This is a genomic window from Acinetobacter sp. NIPH 817 (genome assembly GCF_000368405.1).
In the GTDB taxonomy this organism is placed as follows: domain Bacteria; phylum Pseudomonadota; class Gammaproteobacteria; order Pseudomonadales; family Moraxellaceae; genus Acinetobacter.
Genome location: NZ_KB849420.1, coordinates 2,671,561 through 2,691,283 on the forward strand (window position 1 = coordinate 2,671,561; position 19,723 = coordinate 2,691,283).

The window sequence follows — 19,723 nt, forward strand, 5'->3', positions numbered from 1 at the left end:
GGTTATCCCTCAAGTACCTGTTCTTGCACCAAGCCTTCACGACAATATTCTGCCAAGGTGCTGAGTCTACGTTTGGCATTTTTATGGATTGGATTCTTTTCATCCCACGCATAACCAGCCAATAATGAAGAAATCATACGGCGAATACCTTCATTCTGATTTTGCGAGAACACCACATCTTGGAATTCACCTTCGTACCATGATTCAACATAGGCACGAAACACCTGAATACCACGGCGTAATGGTTTTTCATATTCTTCTAACCAGTCGACTTGCTCACCTTGTAAAACTCGTTCAACCAAAGGAACCGCCAAACTTGAAGATTTAAGAGCAATCGTCACACCTGATGAAAAGACTGGATCAAGAAACTCACCCGCATTACCTAATAGCGCATAGTTGCGGTCTGCCAAGTGTTTTACATTCGCTGAGTAGCCCACCAAAGTACGCACTGGTGTATCAAACTTTGCATGGCGCAAGACATGTGACAAGCTTGGTTCATCGGCTAAAATGCGTTTGAACATTGCTTCAGGTTCATTATCTTCAGCATTTTCGACCGTGTGTTTGTCAAAAAATTCTTGTTCTGCCACCACACCGAAAGAAGCCCGTCCATCTGCAAATGGAATCAGCCAATACCATGCACGATGATCTTTTTCATGGACAGTAATTAAAATTTTATTACGGTCAAACTCTGGGTCATCTGTAATTCCGTCTTCAATATGGGTAAACAGTGCACGTCGTACCGGAAAATTTGATGGGCTCTCTAGATCTAATAATTTTGGTAAAATTCGCCCAAAGCCACTCGCATCTAATAAGAATTTAGTTTGAATCTGATAACGCTGTTGTTCTTCATCTAATACAGTTAATACAGACTGTTCAGATGTAACATCAACATCTAAAACCTCATGCCCAAAGCGAATATCCGCACCATAAGCTTGAGCCTGTTTTGCTAGTAAGTTGTCAAAATCTGCACGGCGAACTTGCCAAGTTGTTCCCGGACCATCGGTAAATTTTTCTGTAAAGTCATAGAAGCTACGCTGTTTGCCGCGTAAAAAAGCCGCGCCGTTTTTAAATTGAAAAGCGTATTGTTCAACATGCTCACTGACTGTTTCTAATAAACCAGCCTCTTCTAAAAACATCATAGACTGCGGTAACAATGACTCACCAATCGAAAAACGAGGAAAATGCTGTTTTTCAATGACCGTAACGGTATAGCCCTTTTTTCGAAGAAGTGCAGCAGCAGAACTACCTGATGGCCCAGCCCCAATAATCACGACGTCAATTTTTTCTATAGTGCTCATAGCACAACTTCCTTTTTAATTTATTCAAATTATGAATGGTCTTGTAAATTTACAATATGTTTTTCATCTGCGGGGGTTAACAAAGTCGCGTAGATAAATGAGAAAATAACCCCGAATAAAACCGTTAAACCAAAACAATGAATTGCATAAGTATGGCTAAATGAAAGTAATCCAAAGCCAAGTAAGGTCGACATCATACATAAAAATAATGCCATTCCAACTACTTGCGGGTGATCATGTCCATGTCGGTAGAAAATTGCATAGTCGACACCAATCCCAATAATCAGGAAAGTTGCCATAATACTAAATAGGTTAATCTCGACACCTATCCATGCCTGAATAGCAAAAGTGCTCAGTAATGCCAAGCTGACTGGCAGGACCAAAGGCACAATCGAACTTAGTCCATAAATAAGTGCTAAACCAATCGCCAGACCAATTAAGGCATAAATCAGAAGATGTTGAGCCTGCACTCGATGTTCGGCAAACATTTGCGACATTTCGGTAATCGGTTGCTGAAAATGTATGTGCTCATTCTGAAGCTGCTTTAACACATCAGGCTGTTTTGCCCCTGTCACCATGACTAATCGTTCATTGGCTTGAGGTTGTAAAAAAGCTAAAGGGTGATCTTTAAATACAGCAAAATCTAATAGTGGTTGTGTTGCCAGTTGTTGTTGCCACTGTAAAACATCAGTGACATTTAGCCCCATACTTTGCGCATATTGCTGCAAAGTCGCTTTTGGAATATTTTTTAAAAGTTGTAGATTATTTTGCTGCTCTGCCAATGGTGGAATCCATTGTCCCAAAGCTTGAAATGCACTGATTTTCCCTTGTGACTGTAACTGTTGCAAGTGGCTAATCAGTTGCTGCTCTTGTTGCTGCATTTCATTTGCAGAAGCTGCTCGTACTACAAAATAATCACTGCTTTGTTGCTGGCCAAATTGTTCACGAACCGCTTGGTCTTGCTGCTTTAAACTCGCGTCCATACCTTGTAAATTACGAATATCATCGTTACTTTTAAGATAGAAAAGACTCGCCGTACCTACTGCTAAAATGATTGCAATCAAGCTATAACGAACTTTGGCTCGCTGCTGAAACCATAACCGTGCTTGTCCAATCCACGACAGTGCTTTTATTGCAGGCTGAGCATTGAGTGCAGGTAATCTTGGTAATAGTAGAACACTACTGATCCACGCCGCAGTTAATCCCACAATTGAAAAGACTGCAATCTGCTTAAACCCAGGAAACGGAGTAAAACTCAAAAAGATGTAAGCAACCAACGTGGTCATTAAACCCATAAACAAACTTGGTAATAGCGGTTTTAAAATTTGAAAACCACCAAGCTTTCTATGCTGCGATTGCATCGCCATAAAATAAAATGAAAAGTCGACACAGACACCTATCAGACTTGCACCAAACACTAATGTCATCAGGTGAATTTCACCAAACACCCAATGTGTGACCGCAAACGCCACAAAGCTTCCAGTCGAAACTGCAATAAACTCGGTCGCCAAAGGTCGCAGTGAGCGAAAGCCAAACCAAACCAGAAAAATTAAGCCCAGTGTCGAGCCAACACCAATGGTTGAGATTTCCTGTTTAGCCGATTGCGTTCCAAAATTTGAAAATAAAATAGTTCCAGTCCAATGAGATTTTAATCCCATTGCAGCTAACTTTTGCTTAGTTTGCTCAATCCAAGTAGAGGTCTGTTCTTGATAATCAATGTTGTATGGACTTTGCTTCAACTGTAATACGAAAAGCCGAGAGATACCTTGCTCATGATGAATAGTGGCAAAGCCCTGCTCCATTTCAATATCTTGTTGCGACGGGGTTGCCAACTGCATAGCATAACGAGGGAACAATAATAGCGGGTCTTGCTTCAGTGACTCAGCAGTGACAGGCATGCCTGGACTCATCATCTGCATCAGACTTTGTTCAGTCAGCGCAGCATAATCCTTTTTTTGCAATAAGGCTTGATCTTGAGCACTCAACAAACCTGCTCGATGTTGATACAACTGTTTTGCAAATTGATCAAAATCAAGTTGTGGCTTCAGTGGTTGCCACAACTGGCTTTGCTTGGCCTGCGCTGTTAAGAAATGAGTCGCTTGTTGTATCGCAGCTTCGTCTTTGGCATCTACCACCACAAATACTTTATTGTTGAGTTGCTCATTCATGTACTGCTGAGTACGTGCAAGTTCTGGGTCTTGCTGAACTTTAGGCAATAACGCAAAAATATTAGTTTGAATATGAATATCTTTATTCAGCCACGTCACGCCAAGCCCCACCGCAATCAGTAGCAGAGCAATTAACCAAAGCGCGGTGAACCTATTTTGCCAGTTGGAAAATCGCATGCTCAGCAGCCGTTAGAGTCGTCGGTTGAGAAGTCTGGTGACTAAAGCGAATGGTTGTTAAATTATTCGCTTTCTCGGTAATCACGATTTGGTTGACGTACTGTTGTCCTTGAGCATCAACACGCACAAATAACTTTTTAAACAAGCTACTTTTCGGAGTTAAGCTCATGCTCCAACCCGCTGGACTATAATTCGCACTTACCACATTAAAATTCTTTGCTAAGGCCTGTTCATTACCAGACATGAGCTGTAAGAATAAAGTCGCGACCGAACTATATGGCGATTGATCAACTTGTATTTGGCTAAATGTACGCTGAGTTTTCTGTACCAATTTGGTTGGGGTAACAATCAAATCTGCTTGCACAGGTCGTTTGATTTGCCACGCTACACCATAAGATTTTGAGAACAACAAAGAGCCGTTCGATACAAAAGTTTTATTCAACGATGGCAATTTTTTTTGCTGTTCGAAATCAGCACGAACCGTAGGAGACTGTGACAATTGCTGAAAAATTTGAGTGATCTGTGTTGGCGCTGCATAGACCGCACTTAAACTGCTCATCCAAACAGCGGCACCTAAACCTAAAGTTTTGATGAATTGAGACATCACGCATTCCTCTTCGGTTGAAACTCAGACCATGCATTCAAGCGATCAAACAAAACCTGTGGCGATTGAAAACACATTTCACGAGCTTCAATATTCACCGCCACCTGTGTGGTATAACCCTTGGTTAAACGTTTCCCAGACTCAGCATCAAAAATCAAATAATCAATTTTCAAACGGTTTTCCCATTCTTTTAAAATGGCTCGAACTCGAATCTTTTGTTCAAACTCAATACCGTATGCATAGCGCACATGGCTTTCAATCACAGGCCATGCATAGCCTGATTCTTTCATCTGCATATAGTTGTAATGAAATTGATCGAGCAATTTGCAGCGCGCAATCTCAAAATATTTTAAATAGTGTCCATGCCAAACCACATTCATGGTATCGACATCATGAAATGGAATTTCAATGATTACATCTGCATGCATTGGCTCACCTTATCCCATAAATTCTGGTTGATTAAACAATTCAAGTTGGTCTAAACGATCAACAATCTGTTGTAATTCGGTTTGTAATGGTCGGTCTTCTTCGACAAATGCAAAGCTTTGTAAGGTCCATTGCATAAATGCTTGTAATGTTGGACTTAACTGTGTGGTTAAACCTTTCAAATGAATCGCCTGCACACTCGCGCAGCAAAGAGCTGCGATCACTTGCTGTGTTAAGGTAATTACGCGGCTCGCATCACGTGCAGCAATGGTTCCCATACTGACTTTATCTTGGTTATGACATTCGGTTGAACGTGAAAAAATTGAAGCTGCCAAAGTGTTTTTCAAGGCTTCAGCCGTCCACGCCGACACTCCGATTTGTACCGCTTTAAAACCATGATTCAGTGGTAAACGTTCAGCCGTTGCACCTGTTAAATTACGTGGCAAACCATGATTCATTTTGTGATCGACTAGCTGTGCAATCTGTCTATCCATCAAGTCAGCAATATTAGCGATCATAATTTTTAAGCTATCCATTGCCTGTGCAATGTGTCCACCGTAAAAATGACCGCCATGCAATACACGCATACCGGCTGGATCAATCAATGGATTGTCGTTGCTTGAGTTCAGCTCATTTTCAATAAACTGACGTAACCATACTTTGGAGTCTTCAAACACACCAATGATGTGTGGTGCACAACGAAGCGAATAACGGTCTTGCAAGCGTTGACTTTGGTGTGCTGTTTGTACTTCACTATTCAGCCAATCACGTAATTGCTTTGCTATTTGCTGCTGTCCCGGATGAGGTTTCTGTGCAAACAGTACTTCATCAAAATGACTAGGATTACCCTCTAGCGCCAATACATTCAGGGCGGTAATTAAAGTACTTGCGAGTGCAATTTGCTCTGCTTTTTTATAATTTAAACAAGCAATCGCCGTCATTACTGCTGTGCCGTTCATAAGCGCCAAACCTTCTTTAGGTCTGAGCTTTAAAGGCTGCATATTCTTTTCAGCATAGACTTGAGCAACAGGAACAATTTGTCCATCAACATAGACATCACGCTCACCGACTAATGTTCCCGCAATGTAAGACAACGGCGTTAAGTCACCGCTTGCCCCAACTGAACCTTCAGATGGAATGACTGGAATTACATTTTCATTCAGCAACCAAACCAAGCGCTCAAGTAGTGCTATCGACACGCCTGAATAACCGCGAGCTAACGAACATAAACGCGTTACGACTACTGCACGTGCAGTGATGACATCTAAATTTTCACCTAAACCACACCCATGAAAGCGTGAAAGATGCAGCGGTAGTTCATTAACCTGATGCAACGGCACTTCAACCAAACATGAGTCACCATAACCCGTAGTCACCCCGTAGATAACCCCTTCTTCTTCAAGGAGCTGATCGAGAAAATCAGCGCCTTTTTGAATCAGTTCACGCCATTCAGACGTGTCAGGTAAAGCAACCTGACATTCGCCTCTGGCTACAGAAACGACATCTTCAATACTCAGTGGCTGTTCACCTACGGTTAACACACGCATGTTATTTCGTCCAAAAATTATAAAAATTAAACCATTGATAAGGGGCACGCAGACAATGCTGTTCTAGAACGGCAACGTATGTTTTAGTGATGGTTTGCATACTTTCAATACGGTGAGCACGGGGTAAATTGATCTGTTCAGCAATTGAATGAATATGCACTTGAAACTGCTGTTGCACCCGATAGCAAAACACCGCAATAACAGGCACTTTGAGTAAATTTGCTAAAATCCATGCACCTTGTGGGAAAGCTGCTGACTCCCCTAAAAAATCAACATGCTGTACACGATCTGACTGCACAGGAACTCGATCTGCCGCCACAATAACCCACTCGCCTTGCTGCATTTTGTCTTGCAGCAACATCGCGGTTTCAATACCTAGCTCATCAACTGATAAAAGACAGATATCTGCCTTATCATTTATTTTTTTCAAAAACTCATTAAATTTGGTCGCGTGCTTTTGGTAAACCAGCACATTAATTTTCTGCGGATGCTCTGACTTAATGGCGCGAAGCAATTCAATATTGCCAAAGTGAGAGACAATAATCAGAGCACCTTTTTGATAATGCTGAGAGAAGTTTTCATGTCCAAAAACTTGTAGCTCCTGCTCGGGAATATTGCCTAGCCAGCCCTCAATCTTATCTAAAATACATTCGCCAAATTGCATGAAATGCGCGTAGCTATTTGTCCAATTTGGTTGGTGATTAAACGGCGACTTCGATCCAGCAAAATGATGCAGTTTTTGTAAATAAAGTAAGGAGGCCTGCCTTGCTGTGACAGCAAATAACCAGTACCACATAATAACGAAGTACATCACCAACTTGCATAACCAACGTCCACCAAAACGGTAAAACCACAACATCAGCATGAGGGGCAACATACCGCCTCGCTCTTTAATGTCGTTCCATTTTGGTGAAGCTGAATCTGTCATAGTCAACCTTGCAGCTTTTGTTTTAATAGCTTCGGTAAGCGAATCAACATGCCCATAAACAAAGTTGCATGCGCTTTGCTTAGCCCTAAGTTATCTCGCCAAGCATGAAAATGAGAAATCCCCTGCTCTGGATAAACCACAGATGTGGGTACATTAATAAAAGGAGTATTTTCCCATTTTAAACGTACTAAAATTTCACTATCAAAACCCATACGTGGCTGGAATTTAGCACTATTTAAAACTTTTATCGTGCTCGCGAGCGGATACACGCGAAACCCGCACATGCTGTCTTTAATTTCAAAAGACAAACTATTTAACCACACCCAAAAATGGGTGATGTAACGGCCATATAAGCGCTTTTTAGGAATAGAGGCATCAAAATATGGCTGACCAATTACCATTGCATCTGGATTTTGTCGAGACTGCTCAATAAATTTTGGAATGTCATCCCAGCAGTGTTGACCATCTGAATCGAGTTGTAACGCATGGCTTAAACCAAGCTCATAGGCTACACGTAAACCAGTTATTACGGCTTGTCCCTTACCCTTATTCACATCATGCTCAATAAGATGAATTTGAGAATATTGCTCTGCCAATGCTTTTAAAATTTGGCTACAAGCATCATCACTTCCATCATTGACCAACACAATCGGTAGATGAAATCTGTCCAGATAAGAAATTAAATCTGCTAAATAATGTGGATGGTTATAAACCGGAACAACAAAGCCGTAATTGGTCTGCATTTTTAACCCTCTACTTCCGTTTGCAAAGCAAATAATAATCGCCCTGAAGCTAGAATCTGTTCTGAATCACGTAGTTCAAAACTCACTTTATGCTCTTTTCGAGCAAGCTTGAGTTGCACCACAGCATACGGACGAATCAGGTTTTGAAATTTTAACTGCTCATATCCCTGACACCAGCTCAAATCAGACCAAATTGATTTAGCAAAATGTTGTAAAAAGCCTATTTGCCCAACCCCAGGATAAATCGGTTGTGTTGGAAAATGCCCTTTAAAACAAGCTAGCTCAGGTGGAAATTCCAACTCCCAAATGTAGTCATCTGAATTTTGAGACTGTGATAGCACCACGGGTTGTAACATAGGCTTAAATAGAGTTTTCAAATAGTTCTTATTGAGTTTGGACTGAGGGTTTTGTGGTAACTGACTTAAGAACCGCCACTGACGTGGAATTGCTACAATTTCCAAGCTGTCTTTTAATTGCTGTTTTAAATGGCTAACAAAAGCAGACTTACCCTGTTGTTGTAACTGCTCATGAGCTTGTTCTGGTAGAACAACAATACAACCCAACATTTGGCGTTGCTCATGTTCAAATACCAGTACATGACATTGCTTTACTGCATCTAAAGCCTGAATACTTTGCTCAATCGCATCTAGACTCAAACGTTTTTCTTCAAGTTTTACAATTCGATCTGTACGTCCCATTAGCTTAAAAGTCTGACATATTGCATCTGTCCATGCAGCACCATCACCTGTGGTAATCCAGTCATTCTCATAGGCATGATTACTCTTGACCATAAGCTGTTGATCTTCAATACGAATAGCCACATTACTAAATGCAGTCCAAGCATCTTCATCTTTAGCACGATGGGCAATACCACCAGTTTCCGAACTTCCCAAAACTTCAATAATCGGACGATTTAGTAAAGGGCGGACACCACTTTCTAGTTTGCCCCCGGAACTAAAGACCATCTGGCAGTGTTGCAAAACAACATCGGTTGTCCAGCGTTTTAATAAAGCAGGACTCGAGATCAAATAATTGCTTAATCCCAACGTTTCTAATTGTTTTTGAGCTTGTACCACATCTTCTGGGAATGCCATTTGAGGTACATAAAAACTTCGACCAGTAGCAAGTGGTAGCAGTAATTTAAACAGTAATCCATAAATATGTTGATGACTAACCGTTGCAATCGCGATTGCCTGTTCATCAAAACTAAAGCTTTGACTCAATCCTTGGACTTCGTTGAGTAATTGTCTGAGTGTCCTTGGAATTTTTTTAGGTTCCCCTGTTGAACCTGATGTATAAAAATAGAGTTGCGCCTGCTCTAAAAAAGCATCGTCTAAGGTTAAAGATGAAGGAACAACTTTTTCAGTATTTTGGCGCTTTAAAAAATAAATCTGCTGTGCTGCAAAATCTTGTTCTAGTTCACGTACTCGATTCGGTGGTAAAAGTACTTGTTTTTTCGCTAGCAAAGCAGCAAAGAATAAAACCAGAAATTCATAGCTATCTGCTTCCCATAAAGCCCAAGTTAGATTTTCCATTTGAGCAATTGCAGTAGCTTGTAAGGCCACATCCTGCCAAAAGTAATTAAAACTGGTCGAGTGCAGAGCACCGTCTATACAAAGTGGCTGAGCTGAATCGATGAATTTCTGAAAATGGCAATACATAGTTTTTAATTAATGATTTGAAGAATGTAAACGCTGATGTCGCTTACGCAGAATAAATTCACCAAGGAACAAAATGCCCATCAGCACATAAGAAATAAAGCCATTATAAATGACCCAAACCTGAGTTGAGGTAAAAAGCACAGTGCTTAACGCGATCAGTGCATTACAAAAAAAGAAAACACACCAAACTTTAGTCACCTGTCTGGTCCACTGCACCCCAGAATCAGGTAAATCAGGTTCAACGAGTCGGGCAAAGCGCTCAATCATAGACGGCGGCTTGATGAGTGTCAGCGAAAAAATAATTAATGCGCCTAAACTCATACCGACTGGATATAACTTTAACCACGCATGATTATGTGACAATAAGCTCAGACTGCCACAAACAATAGCAAAACCGGTTAAAGGCCATAATAAAGAGTTACCTTTACCAAAAAGTCTAACGACACCCAACCCGATGAGTAATAGACTTACCCAAATGAATTGACCGTGTGTCAAACTCCAACCCACAATAAAGGGATACAGCACAAAAAGTGCTGTTATTATCCCTTTAAGAATAAACTTCATTCAGCAGTCATGTTCTGAATAACCGTCACAACATCAAGTACGGTTCTCACATTTTTAAAGTCTTCAGGTTTTACTTGCTTACCTGTTAACTCTTTAATTTTTACAACTAAATCAACCGCATCAATACTGTCTACATCAAGGTCTGAATAAAGGTTCGAATCGAGTTGAACAGACTCCGGTTCAATTTCAAACAAATCTTCCATCCATTCACGGAGTTTAGTTAATACTTGCTCTTGAGATAACATCATCACGCTCCTTATGACTTCTGTTGTGCTTCAACTAAAGCAACCAAACTCTGGATTGATTTAAAATGCTGTTTGGTTTCATCCGACTCTGCATTTAAATGAATGTTGTAACGCTTTTTCAAAGCTAGTCCCAACTCAAGTGCATCAATCGAGTCTAATCCTAAACCTTCTCCAAATAGTGGCGCTTCTGTATCAATATCCGCAATAGTGATATCTTCAAGTGCCAAAACATCAATAATCATTTGCTTTAGTTCATCAGCAAGATTGCTCATTTCAAGATAACTCTTCATCAAAAATTTTATAAAAACTACGACTTAACTGACGAACTTGTTTAGGTCCTACTGTTAAATCGTCTAACAAATCTGATACTTGCACTGCATCTAAAACCTTGACCTCGATATGAAATGGTTGAGATGGTACGTGGTACCATTTTTCATTCTTAGTTAATGTAGATGGTGTGCAGGTAATAATTACTGGACGAATTGGTACATTTGCGCGAATGGCAATATTGGCTGCGCCTCGCTGAAACTCGTTGAGGGTCATCCCTTTTTCAGTGCGCGTTCCTTCCGGAAAAATTAAAAGAGAAGCCGCATTGTTTTCTTTTAGACGCTTTACACAGTCTTCAACAAACTGCTGAGAACCTGCATTTAAAATATAGCCTGCGCTTTGTACAGGTCCTTTGGTAAATGGGTTCGACCAAAGAGACTGCTTCACGACACAATTAGCCTGCTGCATCATACCAATTAGTACTACAACATCAATCAAAGTCGGATGATTGGCAATCACCAACTCTTGACGACTATTTTGTAGCTTTTCCAAGCCTTCTACCGAATAAGTCATGATGCCAAGTTTGACCATCATTTCGGTAAAGCCTTTAAAACTATGTTTAATCACATTTTGTGCACGCTGCTGACGCTCTTCAGAATCAGAGGTTGTCGCATTTAGTACTGGTGCAATCACTGAGGCAATTGCCATACCACCCAGCCCAAAACTGGCAAAACTAAAACCAGTAGCAGCCACACGCCAGCAATAATTACTTTTTTGCTTGAGTTTTTTAAGATTTAGCATTTGTTCCACCCAAATGCAGATGTTAACTTGTCAGCGTCCTGCCAAAAATGAGCAAAAGCAGGAGCATCTGCTTCATCTGTATGCATCCACGCAGTAATTTGTAAATTAGGTTGCTCTAGAGTAACGACGGTAGCCATTGCATAGGCAGAAAAATCGACTGCCTCAGCATAAATATTAGGTAATGGCTCATCATAAGCAACGACTAAGACCCGTTTGATATCAGTCATTGACTTTAAAAGTGCATATGCCTCAATCAAACTTTCAGTCCATGAACAGCTTAAGCTTGTAGAGGGAGTATCATCCTGACATAAAATAGAATAAAGCCCGGAAATTGCATTATGAACAGACGTTGAAAATTGTGTAGGCGATGGAGTTTGTTCATTTAAAACATCTTTTAAGATATTTAAAGTTTTGGCCTCATCACCATACTTTGACACCCAAACAATATAATCAGCTTTATTACCATCTAATGCACCGATCGCGCTATTTAAAGCAAGTTTAGCTAAGGGCGATAAGCGTCTGCGCTGCATCGCAGGGATGCAGTCGAGAGCTGCGTACGAGGGCTGAGCATGTGTAAATATAAGCTGAGCAAGATGTAATGTTACCATGCTAAAAAATGAACCCTAAGCCACGTTATTCTGTCGAAATATAAATTATTTTATAAAGATGCTGATTATAGCATTCGTTATAAAATTTACAAAAAATTACGTTTATTACTCACACTTTTTCATAACTCTTGGCACGTGCTCATTTATTTGCAATAAAAAACCCAAAGAAAACTTTGGGTTTTTGAACGTCAAAAAGCTTAACGATTAAATTTTTTCTCTGCTTTTTTAAATTTCTGAATGTAGCGACGACGACGTGCAGCAGTACGTTCATCAATTTGACTCTTACGACCTTCAAACGGGTTTTCAGAAGTTTTAAAGTCAATACGAACTGGTGTACCTTCAAGTTTATATACTTTACGGAACACGTTTTCTAAGTAACGACGATAATCCGCAGGAGTCTTATCAACCTTATTACCATGGATCACAATAGTTGGTGGGTTCTGTCCACCCATATGCGCGTAACGCATTTTAATACGTTTTCCACTCACCATTGGCGGTTGATGTGCATCTGTAGCATCATTCAAAATTTGGGTTAATTTCGCAGGTGAAACTTTTAAATGCGATGAATCATAAGCACGGTGAATAGTTGGATACATATCCCCTACACCCGTACCATGCAATGCAGAAATAAGGTGTACTTTCGCCCATGGAATAAAGTCAAAACGACGATCAACATCCAATTTACATTGTTTGCGATCATATTCGGTCATGTTATCCCATTTATTAATGGCGATCATCATGGCACGCCCAGCTTCAAGCGCATAACCAATTAAATGCAAATCTTGCTCAACAACTCCTTCACGAGCATCGAGAACTACCACAACCACATGTGCATCTTTAATTGCTTGTAGCGTTTTCACAATTGAGAATTTCTCAATCATTTCTTCTACTTTACCCTTACGACGCACACCAGCTGTGTCAATTAATGTGTATTGACGGCCATCCCGTTCAAAAGGAATATAAATCGAATCGCGGGTTGTACCAGGCTGGTCAAATGCTACTACACGATCTTCGCCAAGTAATCGATTGACCAAGGTAGACTTACCAACGTTTGGACGGCCAATAATAGCTAAACGTAAACCTGTTGCTTTGTCATGTTCTTCTTCACTTTCGTCTTCAGGAACATTCTCAAGAACATCCTCAAGCATTTGCTGCACACCACGACCATGGCTGGCAGCAACTTGTAAAGGTTCACCCATACCAAGCTTGTAGAATTCAACCAAAGCCGCTTCTGCATGAACACCATCTACCTTGTTTGCAACAAGATAAATTTTCTTGCCCAAAGTACGTAGTTCACGGGCAATTTGCTCATCTGAAGCCAATAAACCAGCACGAGCATCAACCACAAAAATAATGATGTCTGCTTCATTAATTGCCGTTTTTGACTGCTCGGCCATGTAGTTATCAATACCGCCCTCATTTTCACCAATACCGCCAGTATCAACGACAATAAAAGACTTATTCTGATAAGTCGCATCACCATATTTACGGTCACGAGTCAGGCCCGCGAAGTCGGCTACAAGTGCATCACGACTCTTGGTAATCTGGTTAAATAACGTTGATTTTCCGACATTCGGACGACCAATGAGCGCAATAACGGGTTTCATACAATAACCTTAATTCAAGACCAGCCATATCTCATGGCATGAGCATTAAAAACAGTACAGGAGATATATTTTAAGGTCAGAGATGACCATAATAAAAGACGGGGCTTTGAACTGATTTAATTCAAACACCCCGATATTTTTAACAGCATAATTTGTTAAGCGCTTATTTTAGCACAAGCGAACGAAATTAACGATTCTGCCAAATACTTAAATCACCTTTTCGGGTCGAAACATAAAGTTGATTCTCGATAACACGCAATGTGTTAACTTCTCCACTTGTTTTTGAACGACCAATTAACTTACCTGTTGTTGGTTCAACAAGATGTAATACGCCATCTAAATCACCTACAACAAGATCTTGTCCTAGCACAACTGGATTACTTAAATGACGGTTTAACAAACTATCATTTTCCCAGATTTTTTCACCAGATGCTAAATCGTAAGCTGTTAGCTTACCATCTGTTGAAGAGACAAATACTTTATTGTCGTAAACTTCTGGACGTTTAGTACTGCTCGAATCTTCACTCCAAACGACACGTTGAGAAGCAAGATCGGTTACAGTCACTTGACCTTGGAAACTGGTCGTTACCATAAACTGTCCAGCTACAGTAGGATCACCATCGATATCAATTAAACGTTGAATATCAGAACGACCTTCACTTACCGCAACACGACGTTGGAAACGCGGAATACCACTAATGGTATCAATTGCATAAACATATGCATTCGCAGAAGCAATTAATACAGTACGAGGATCAAGGCTCACTGGTGATGCCTGACCACGCAAACTAAATTGAACATTCGGTAACTTATAAGCCCAAACTTGTTGGCCTGAAGTAGCATCATGCGCAAATACAGTACCATCATTCGCAATGGTAATAACACGTCCAGATTGAACTAATGACGGGCTTAACAATGCGCCAGATAACTGTGCAGTCCACTTCTGTTCGCCTGTTGCCTGATCTAGTGCAAAGAGTTGACCTTTACTATTACCAACAACAACAATTCCTTCAGCAGCTTCAACACCAGAACTCAAGCCTAATTTGCTGACTTTCTTTTCCCAAATGCGTTGTTTCCCACGATATGCAGCTACTTCACCTTTTGGATCAAGCGTGAAAACCACACCATCGTTTGCATCAACTTGCAAACGTAATGGATCAGCTTTATCAGTAGAAGAAACACTACGCGAAAACACTGGCGTTAAGGTCTTTTTCGACTCGGTCAATTTCGGTAGAGGATTAGGTTTAACTTCTTTTACTTTATTACTAGAACATCCCACCAGTACAGCCGATGCGATTGCAATTGCCAAAGGCAGTTTGAATTTCTGATTCATTAAGACTCTTCCACCTGTGTTTCCAAAATTGGGCGCTCAATCTGTGGATCTTCAACTAAAACGCCAACACTTTCGAGTTTAATTTGTAAAATTTGTCGCTCTTGTTTACGTTCTAGTAACGAATTCCAAGCTGCCTGATACGCTTTTTTAGCAGAATCAACATCTTTCTTAGCAACAAAGATATCACCACGTAACTCTTCTACCGTTGCTTTAAATGCAGGATCGACGTTACCAGACAGAGTTTTTAGTGCTTCATCATATTTGTTTTGCGCCAATTGTGCATCTGCTAAACGCAATTTTACAACCTGAATCAAACCTTCATCTTTAACTTTTGAATTTTCAACTTTCTTTAAAGCTTTTTCGGCAGCAGCATAATCTTGTTTTTCATAGGCTAATTTTGCTAATACAAACTGAGTCTGTATAGCCTGAACAGAGTCGATATCATCTTTTACAATTTTATCTGCTGAAGCAGTTACTGAACTTAAAGCATTCGGATTATCGGCACTCGCATTTGCCTCATCCATTAACTGCTGTACTTTTGCAGTTTCTACCTGACTAGTTGCCAGATTCTTTTTTTGCCAGTATGTCCACCCAAAAAAGGCAATCAACGCAATGAGAATTCCGCTAATCATGGCAGAACCATATTTTTTGGCGAACGACTTTAAGCTGTCGAATTGTTCTTCATCACTTAAGCTCATGTGATTGTCCTTTTCCAGATGTTCAGTTTATTTTGTAAATTTTTGGATTAAAAATGGTACGAGGTCAGCAATTGCGACTTGTGACTGTTCAGCTGTTGCTAACTCTTTAATAGCAAGCTGCTGTGCTTCCCACTCTCGTTCCCCTAAAATCAAAGCAAAGATTGCTCCAGCCTGATCAGCTTTTTTCATCTGGCTCTTCATGCTGCCTTGTGAACCTGTTTTGATGCGAATACTGCTATTTGCAGCTTCTAACTGGTCACGTAATTGTTCCGCTAAAATCAAAGCATTCGTTTGATAAGCAGGTTCTGCAACCAAGAAAACTTCACAATCACGAATAACTTCAGCTTGTTCAACTTGCTCAAGCAGAAGCAATAAACGCTCCATACCCATTGCAAAACCAACAGCTGGTACAGATTGATCTGGCTTACCTTTTAATTGGCCAACTAAACCGTCGTAGCGCCCACCAGCACATACTGTGCCTTGCGAACCAAGTGCTGTAGTCGTCCATTCAAAAACAGTCTTGTTGTAATAGTCTAGACCACGCACCAACTTCTGGTTAATTACAAACTGGATACCAGCAGCAGTCAAATAATCTTGTAACTGCTTAAAATGATCCAAACTATCTTCTTTTAAGAAATCATGCAATTTCGGCGCATTTTCCAGAATTTTCTGAGTAGATTCAATTTTAGAATCTAAAATGCGTAATGGATTTGTTGTTAAGCGACGCTGCGAATCTTCATCCAACGCATCTTTATGCTCATTTAAAAAAGCAACTAATGCATTGCGATACTCTGTACGCTCATCAGTTTCGCCTAAAGTATTCAACTCAAGCTGAACCTTATCAGCAACGCCCATACGTTTCCATAAGCGAGCTGTCAACATAATCAATTCAGCATCAATGTCAGGAGTCGCAACACCAAAAGTTTCCACACCAAACTGATGGAACTGACGGTAACGCCCTTTTTGTGGTTTTTCATAACGGAACATAGGTCCCATATACCACACGCGTGGCGTAGCGCCGCGCAACAAATTATGTTCAACCAACGCACGAACACAGCCAGCTGTACCTTCCGGACGTAAGGTTAATGACTCTGGTGGGTTACCTTTGTCGAAAAAGGTGTACATTTCTTTTTCAACAATATCAGTGGCATCACCAATAGCACGTTTAAACAAGCCCGTTTGCTCAACGATTGGTAAACGAATTTGCTGATACCCATAAGCATCCATTAAAGATGCTAAATGTTGCTCAAGACGTCTCCACGCTACTGTTTGCGTTGGCAAGACGTCATTAAAACCTTTGATTGCGACAATTGAACTCATGATGAACTACGAATAATTTCTTTAGATTTAGCTTCTTCAAGCTCTTGGACACGTTGACGAACCATTGTTTCGATTTCATCAACCAATTGATCGGTATCGATTAAATGGCTTTTCTCACCATTACGATAAACCAGTGAGCGAGGCGCAGCTCCAACAACCCCGATATCAGCTTCTTTTGCTTCACCCGGGCCATTTACCTTACAACCAATCACTGACACATCCATTGGAGTACGAATATCTTCTAAACGTTCTTCCAAAGCTTGCATCACTTGAATAACGTTAAATTCTTGGCGCGAACAACTCGGACAAGCAATAAAGTTAATCCCGTTAGAGCGCAGACCAAGCGATTTTAAGATATCAAAACCAATCTTGATTTCATCTTCTGGTTCGGCAGCAAGCGAAATACGCATTGTATCGCCAATACCTTCCATCAATAATCCGCCAAGGGCAATCGCTGATTTCACAGTACCCGTACGGTAAATACCCGCTTCGGTAACACCAAGGTGTAATGGATTATCAATTTGCTGAGAAAGCAAGCGGTAAGCATCCATGGTTAAAAACACATTTGAGGCTTTTACACTAACTTTAAACTCATGGAAATCGAGGCGGTCTAAAATATCAATGTGACGTAAAGCTGATTCAAGAAGTGCTTGCCCAGTAGGCTCGCCATATTTTTTCTGTAAATCTTTTTCTAGAGAACCCGCATTCACACCAATACGCATTGAAATACCATGGTGACGTGCCGCAGCAACGACCTCGCGAACTTTCTGGTCTGACCCGATATTACCCGGATTAATACGCAAACAGTCTGCACCATAATCTGCAACTGCTAAGGCAATTCTATGGTCAAAATGAATATCGGCAACTAATGGTACTGAAACGCGCTTACGAATTGCGCCAAATGCCTCAGCAGCCTCCATAGATGGGACCGAAACACGCATAATATCAGCACCTGCATCAACGCAACGCTCAATCTGAGCAACGGTTGCATCAACATCGCAAGTTTCGGTGTTTGTCATACTTTGCACACTAATAGGTGCATCGCCACCGACATACACCGACCCAACACGAATTTTGCGTGTTGGTCGACGTTTAATTGGGTTCTCTATCATTGTATCGCTCAACTCATGGTATTAGCGGGATAAACGGAATTCAGCTTTACCGTTTACCGTATATGGAGACAATGAAATCTGTTCTTGGTTTAAATTTAATGACACCGCAGTTGCATCATCAAGACGAATCTGAAATGGAGACTCGCCATTTAAGTTTAAAGTTGATGACTGACGGCCTGTCGCCAAAACTTTACCTGTTGCATCAACAATATGAACAGACGTTGGACGGTTAAAGTTTAGCACCAATTGATCACCCACTGTTGAGGTGGCATTTCCTTTCATAGGCAAAACTTCAACACTAGATTGATTTACTTTAGGTAAATCAGCATCTTCTTTCTTAGAAGTCCATTTTTGAATACCCATGACAATCAATGACACAACAGCAATAACCACGATTGCAAGAAGTGCACGCTTCAACCATTTCTTATTACGGTCACTATTAGAACCAGGGAGCTTACCCATGATTTTAATCGGTGAGTTGTTTAAGGCATGGTTTGGTAAAAGCCCGGTATCATTTGCATAAATTTCATCAAAGCGCTGAATAATTGCCGTCGCATCTGTATTTAAATATTTTGCATATGAACGGTAATAGCCCTTGATAAAAGTCGCTTCTGGCAATGACTTGTAATCATCTTGCTCTAAAGCTATTAGAGTCTTAACCGGCATGTTTAAATCTGAAGAAACTTGCCCTAACTCTTTATTCTGAGCAACTCGAATTTGACGTAAATACTCACCAGGACGTTGAATATTTCCTAAAGCAGAAGTCGGTAAGCTTGAGCCAGTTGGCTGCTGTGAATTAGGATTTATTTCCATACGGCCTCAGTACTATACTGTAATTGCAAATAACGTTGATATTCTGGACTTTCCGGGAACAAAGCACGTAACTGGTTTACTAACACTTGCATTCCCATTTTATCCGCATTGGCTCGAGCCACTCTTACACCAATCCAAAGTGCTCTTGCACCCTGATTTTTCTGCCCCACTGTATGAACATATTGTTCATACATTTGTGTAGCAGCCGGAATCTGCTGCTGCAAATAAAAAATTTCCGCTAACTCTAACATTGAAATATAAGAGTCGCGGTTAGCAAGGAGTGCTTGTTTGAATGTTTTTTCAGCATTCGCAACATCACCCAATTTTAAATAAATACGCCCTAGATTTTCTAACGCCTGATAGCGTTGGTCATAACCTAATGTTGTACCAGCAATACGAAATTGCTCGATCGCATCATTATAGCGTTCCATTTGGTATAAATAAGTACCATAGTTATTATGTGCTTGAGCATTATCTGGTTCAGATGAAATTGCTCGTTTAAAGTAATGTTCTGCTTTTTCTAAGTTCGGCTTGCTACCTTCTTGCTGTAGCAAAATGCCCATCATCATATTTGCCATTGCATCGCGGTTATCTACACTTAAAGCTTGATCAAGAGCTCGCTTTGCTGAATCCAAGTCACCCGAACGGATATGTTCAGCAGCAAGTTGTGTACGCACTTTTACCGCTTTTTCTGGGTCTTTCTTTTGCATATGCGTTGTCTGGCAACCACTTACCAGAAATGCAACTGCAACCCCCATACATAATACCGTTTTTAACTTTGGAGTACTCAAAGCCTGCCCTCA

At 40.7% G+C, this 19,723-nt stretch carries 20 protein-coding genes; all 20 read right to left on the minus strand.

Features of this window, described 5'->3' with window-relative positions; all coding sequences use genetic code 11:
• Positions 1–2 precede the first annotated feature (2 nt).
• On the minus strand, positions 3–1,298 hold the full coding sequence (locus F968_RS16195) for an NAD(P)/FAD-dependent oxidoreductase (RefSeq protein WP_004794684.1): 1,296 nt from the start codon (positions 1,296–1,298) through the stop codon (positions 3–5).
• Positions 1,299–1,327: 29 nt separating this feature from the next.
• A complete protein-coding gene (locus F968_RS16200) occupies positions 1,328–3,643 on the minus strand; it encodes an MMPL family transporter (RefSeq protein WP_004794687.1) in 2,316 nt (771 codons plus the stop codon).
• Positions 3,618–4,247: a LolA family protein gene (locus F968_RS16205; RefSeq protein WP_004794688.1), complete on the minus strand. Its 630-nt coding sequence runs from the start codon at positions 4,245–4,247 to the stop codon at positions 3,618–3,620. The genes F968_RS16200 and F968_RS16205 overlap by 26 nt, the downstream gene beginning before the upstream one ends.
• Positions 4,247–4,675, minus strand: a complete 429-nt coding sequence (locus F968_RS16210) for an acyl-CoA thioesterase (RefSeq protein ID WP_000542808.1) — start codon at positions 4,673–4,675, stop codon at positions 4,247–4,249. Before F968_RS16210 ends, F968_RS16205 begins: the two co-directional genes overlap by 1 nt.
• Before the next feature lie 9 nt (positions 4,676–4,684).
• Positions 4,685–6,220, minus strand: coding sequence for an HAL/PAL/TAL family ammonia-lyase (locus F968_RS16215; protein WP_004794690.1), 1,536 nt, complete (start codon positions 6,218–6,220; stop codon positions 4,685–4,687).
• Between the two features lies 1 nt (position 6,221).
• Entirely contained in the window at positions 6,222–7,148 is a 927-nt protein-coding gene (locus F968_RS16220; protein WP_004794692.1) for an LpxL/LpxP family acyltransferase, read from the minus strand.
• A gap of 2 nt (positions 7,149–7,150) precedes the next feature.
• A complete protein-coding gene (locus F968_RS16225) occupies positions 7,151–7,891 on the minus strand; it encodes a glycosyltransferase family 2 protein (RefSeq protein WP_004794694.1) in 741 nt (246 codons plus the stop codon).
• A 2-nt stretch (positions 7,892–7,893) separates the two neighbouring features.
• Positions 7,894–9,552, minus strand: a complete 1,659-nt coding sequence (locus F968_RS16230) for an ApeI family dehydratase (protein ID WP_004794696.1) — start codon at positions 9,550–9,552, stop codon at positions 7,894–7,896.
• Positions 9,553–9,561: 9 nt separating this feature from the next.
• Positions 9,562–10,116, minus strand: a complete 555-nt coding sequence (locus F968_RS16235) for a COG4648 family protein (protein ID WP_004794699.1) — start codon at positions 10,114–10,116, stop codon at positions 9,562–9,564.
• The gene (locus F968_RS16240) at positions 10,113–10,367 is read right to left on the minus strand and encodes an acyl carrier protein (protein WP_080649511.1); all 255 of its coding nucleotides are present in this window, start codon (positions 10,365–10,367) and stop codon (positions 10,113–10,115) included. The genes F968_RS16235 and F968_RS16240 overlap by 4 nt, the downstream gene beginning before the upstream one ends.
• A 5-nt stretch (positions 10,368–10,372) precedes the next feature.
• Positions 10,373–10,633: a phosphopantetheine-binding protein gene (locus F968_RS16245; RefSeq protein WP_000067033.1), complete on the minus strand. Its 261-nt coding sequence runs from the start codon at positions 10,631–10,633 to the stop codon at positions 10,373–10,375.
• 1 nt (position 10,634) lies between these two features.
• Positions 10,635–11,438 (minus strand): lysophospholipid acyltransferase family protein, encoded by an 804-nt coding sequence (locus F968_RS16250; protein ID WP_081399570.1) that lies wholly within the window; start codon positions 11,436–11,438, stop codon positions 10,635–10,637.
• Positions 11,423–12,037 (minus strand): beta-ketoacyl synthase chain length factor, encoded by a 615-nt coding sequence (locus tag F968_RS16255; protein ID WP_004794706.1) that lies wholly within the window; start codon positions 12,035–12,037, stop codon positions 11,423–11,425. The genes F968_RS16250 and F968_RS16255 overlap by 16 nt, the downstream gene beginning before the upstream one ends.
• A 197-nt stretch (positions 12,038–12,234) precedes the next feature.
• Positions 12,235–13,644 (minus strand): ribosome biogenesis GTPase Der, encoded by a 1,410-nt coding sequence (gene der / locus F968_RS16260; protein WP_004794708.1) that lies wholly within the window; start codon positions 13,642–13,644, stop codon positions 12,235–12,237.
• Between the two features lie 187 nt (positions 13,645–13,831).
• Positions 13,832–14,977: an outer membrane protein assembly factor BamB gene (gene bamB, locus F968_RS16265; protein ID WP_004794711.1), complete on the minus strand. Its 1,146-nt coding sequence runs from the start codon at positions 14,975–14,977 to the stop codon at positions 13,832–13,834.
• A complete protein-coding gene (locus F968_RS16270) occupies positions 14,977–15,675 on the minus strand; it encodes a YfgM family protein (protein WP_004794712.1) in 699 nt (232 codons plus the stop codon). The genes bamB and F968_RS16270 overlap by 1 nt, the downstream gene beginning before the upstream one ends.
• A gap of 27 nt (positions 15,676–15,702) precedes the next feature.
• Positions 15,703–16,995, minus strand: a complete 1,293-nt coding sequence (gene hisS / locus F968_RS16275; protein WP_004794714.1) for a histidine--tRNA ligase — start codon at positions 16,993–16,995, stop codon at positions 15,703–15,705.
• The gene (ispG, locus tag F968_RS16280; protein ID WP_004698760.1) at positions 16,992–18,107 is read right to left on the minus strand and encodes a flavodoxin-dependent (E)-4-hydroxy-3-methylbut-2-enyl-diphosphate synthase; all 1,116 of its coding nucleotides are present in this window, start codon (positions 18,105–18,107) and stop codon (positions 16,992–16,994) included. The genes hisS and ispG overlap by 4 nt, the downstream gene beginning before the upstream one ends.
• A 21-nt stretch (positions 18,108–18,128) precedes the next feature.
• Positions 18,129–18,920 carry a helix-turn-helix domain-containing protein gene (locus F968_RS16285; RefSeq protein ID WP_004794715.1) on the minus strand — a complete coding sequence of 264 codons (792 nt, stop codon included), beginning with the start codon at positions 18,918–18,920 and terminating at the stop codon, positions 18,129–18,131.
• Positions 18,911–19,711 carry a type IV pilus biogenesis/stability protein PilW gene (gene pilW, locus F968_RS16290; protein WP_004794717.1) on the minus strand — a complete coding sequence of 267 codons (801 nt, stop codon included), beginning with the start codon at positions 19,709–19,711 and terminating at the stop codon, positions 18,911–18,913. The genes F968_RS16285 and pilW overlap by 10 nt, the downstream gene beginning before the upstream one ends.
• Between the last annotated feature and the right edge of the window lie 12 nt (positions 19,712–19,723).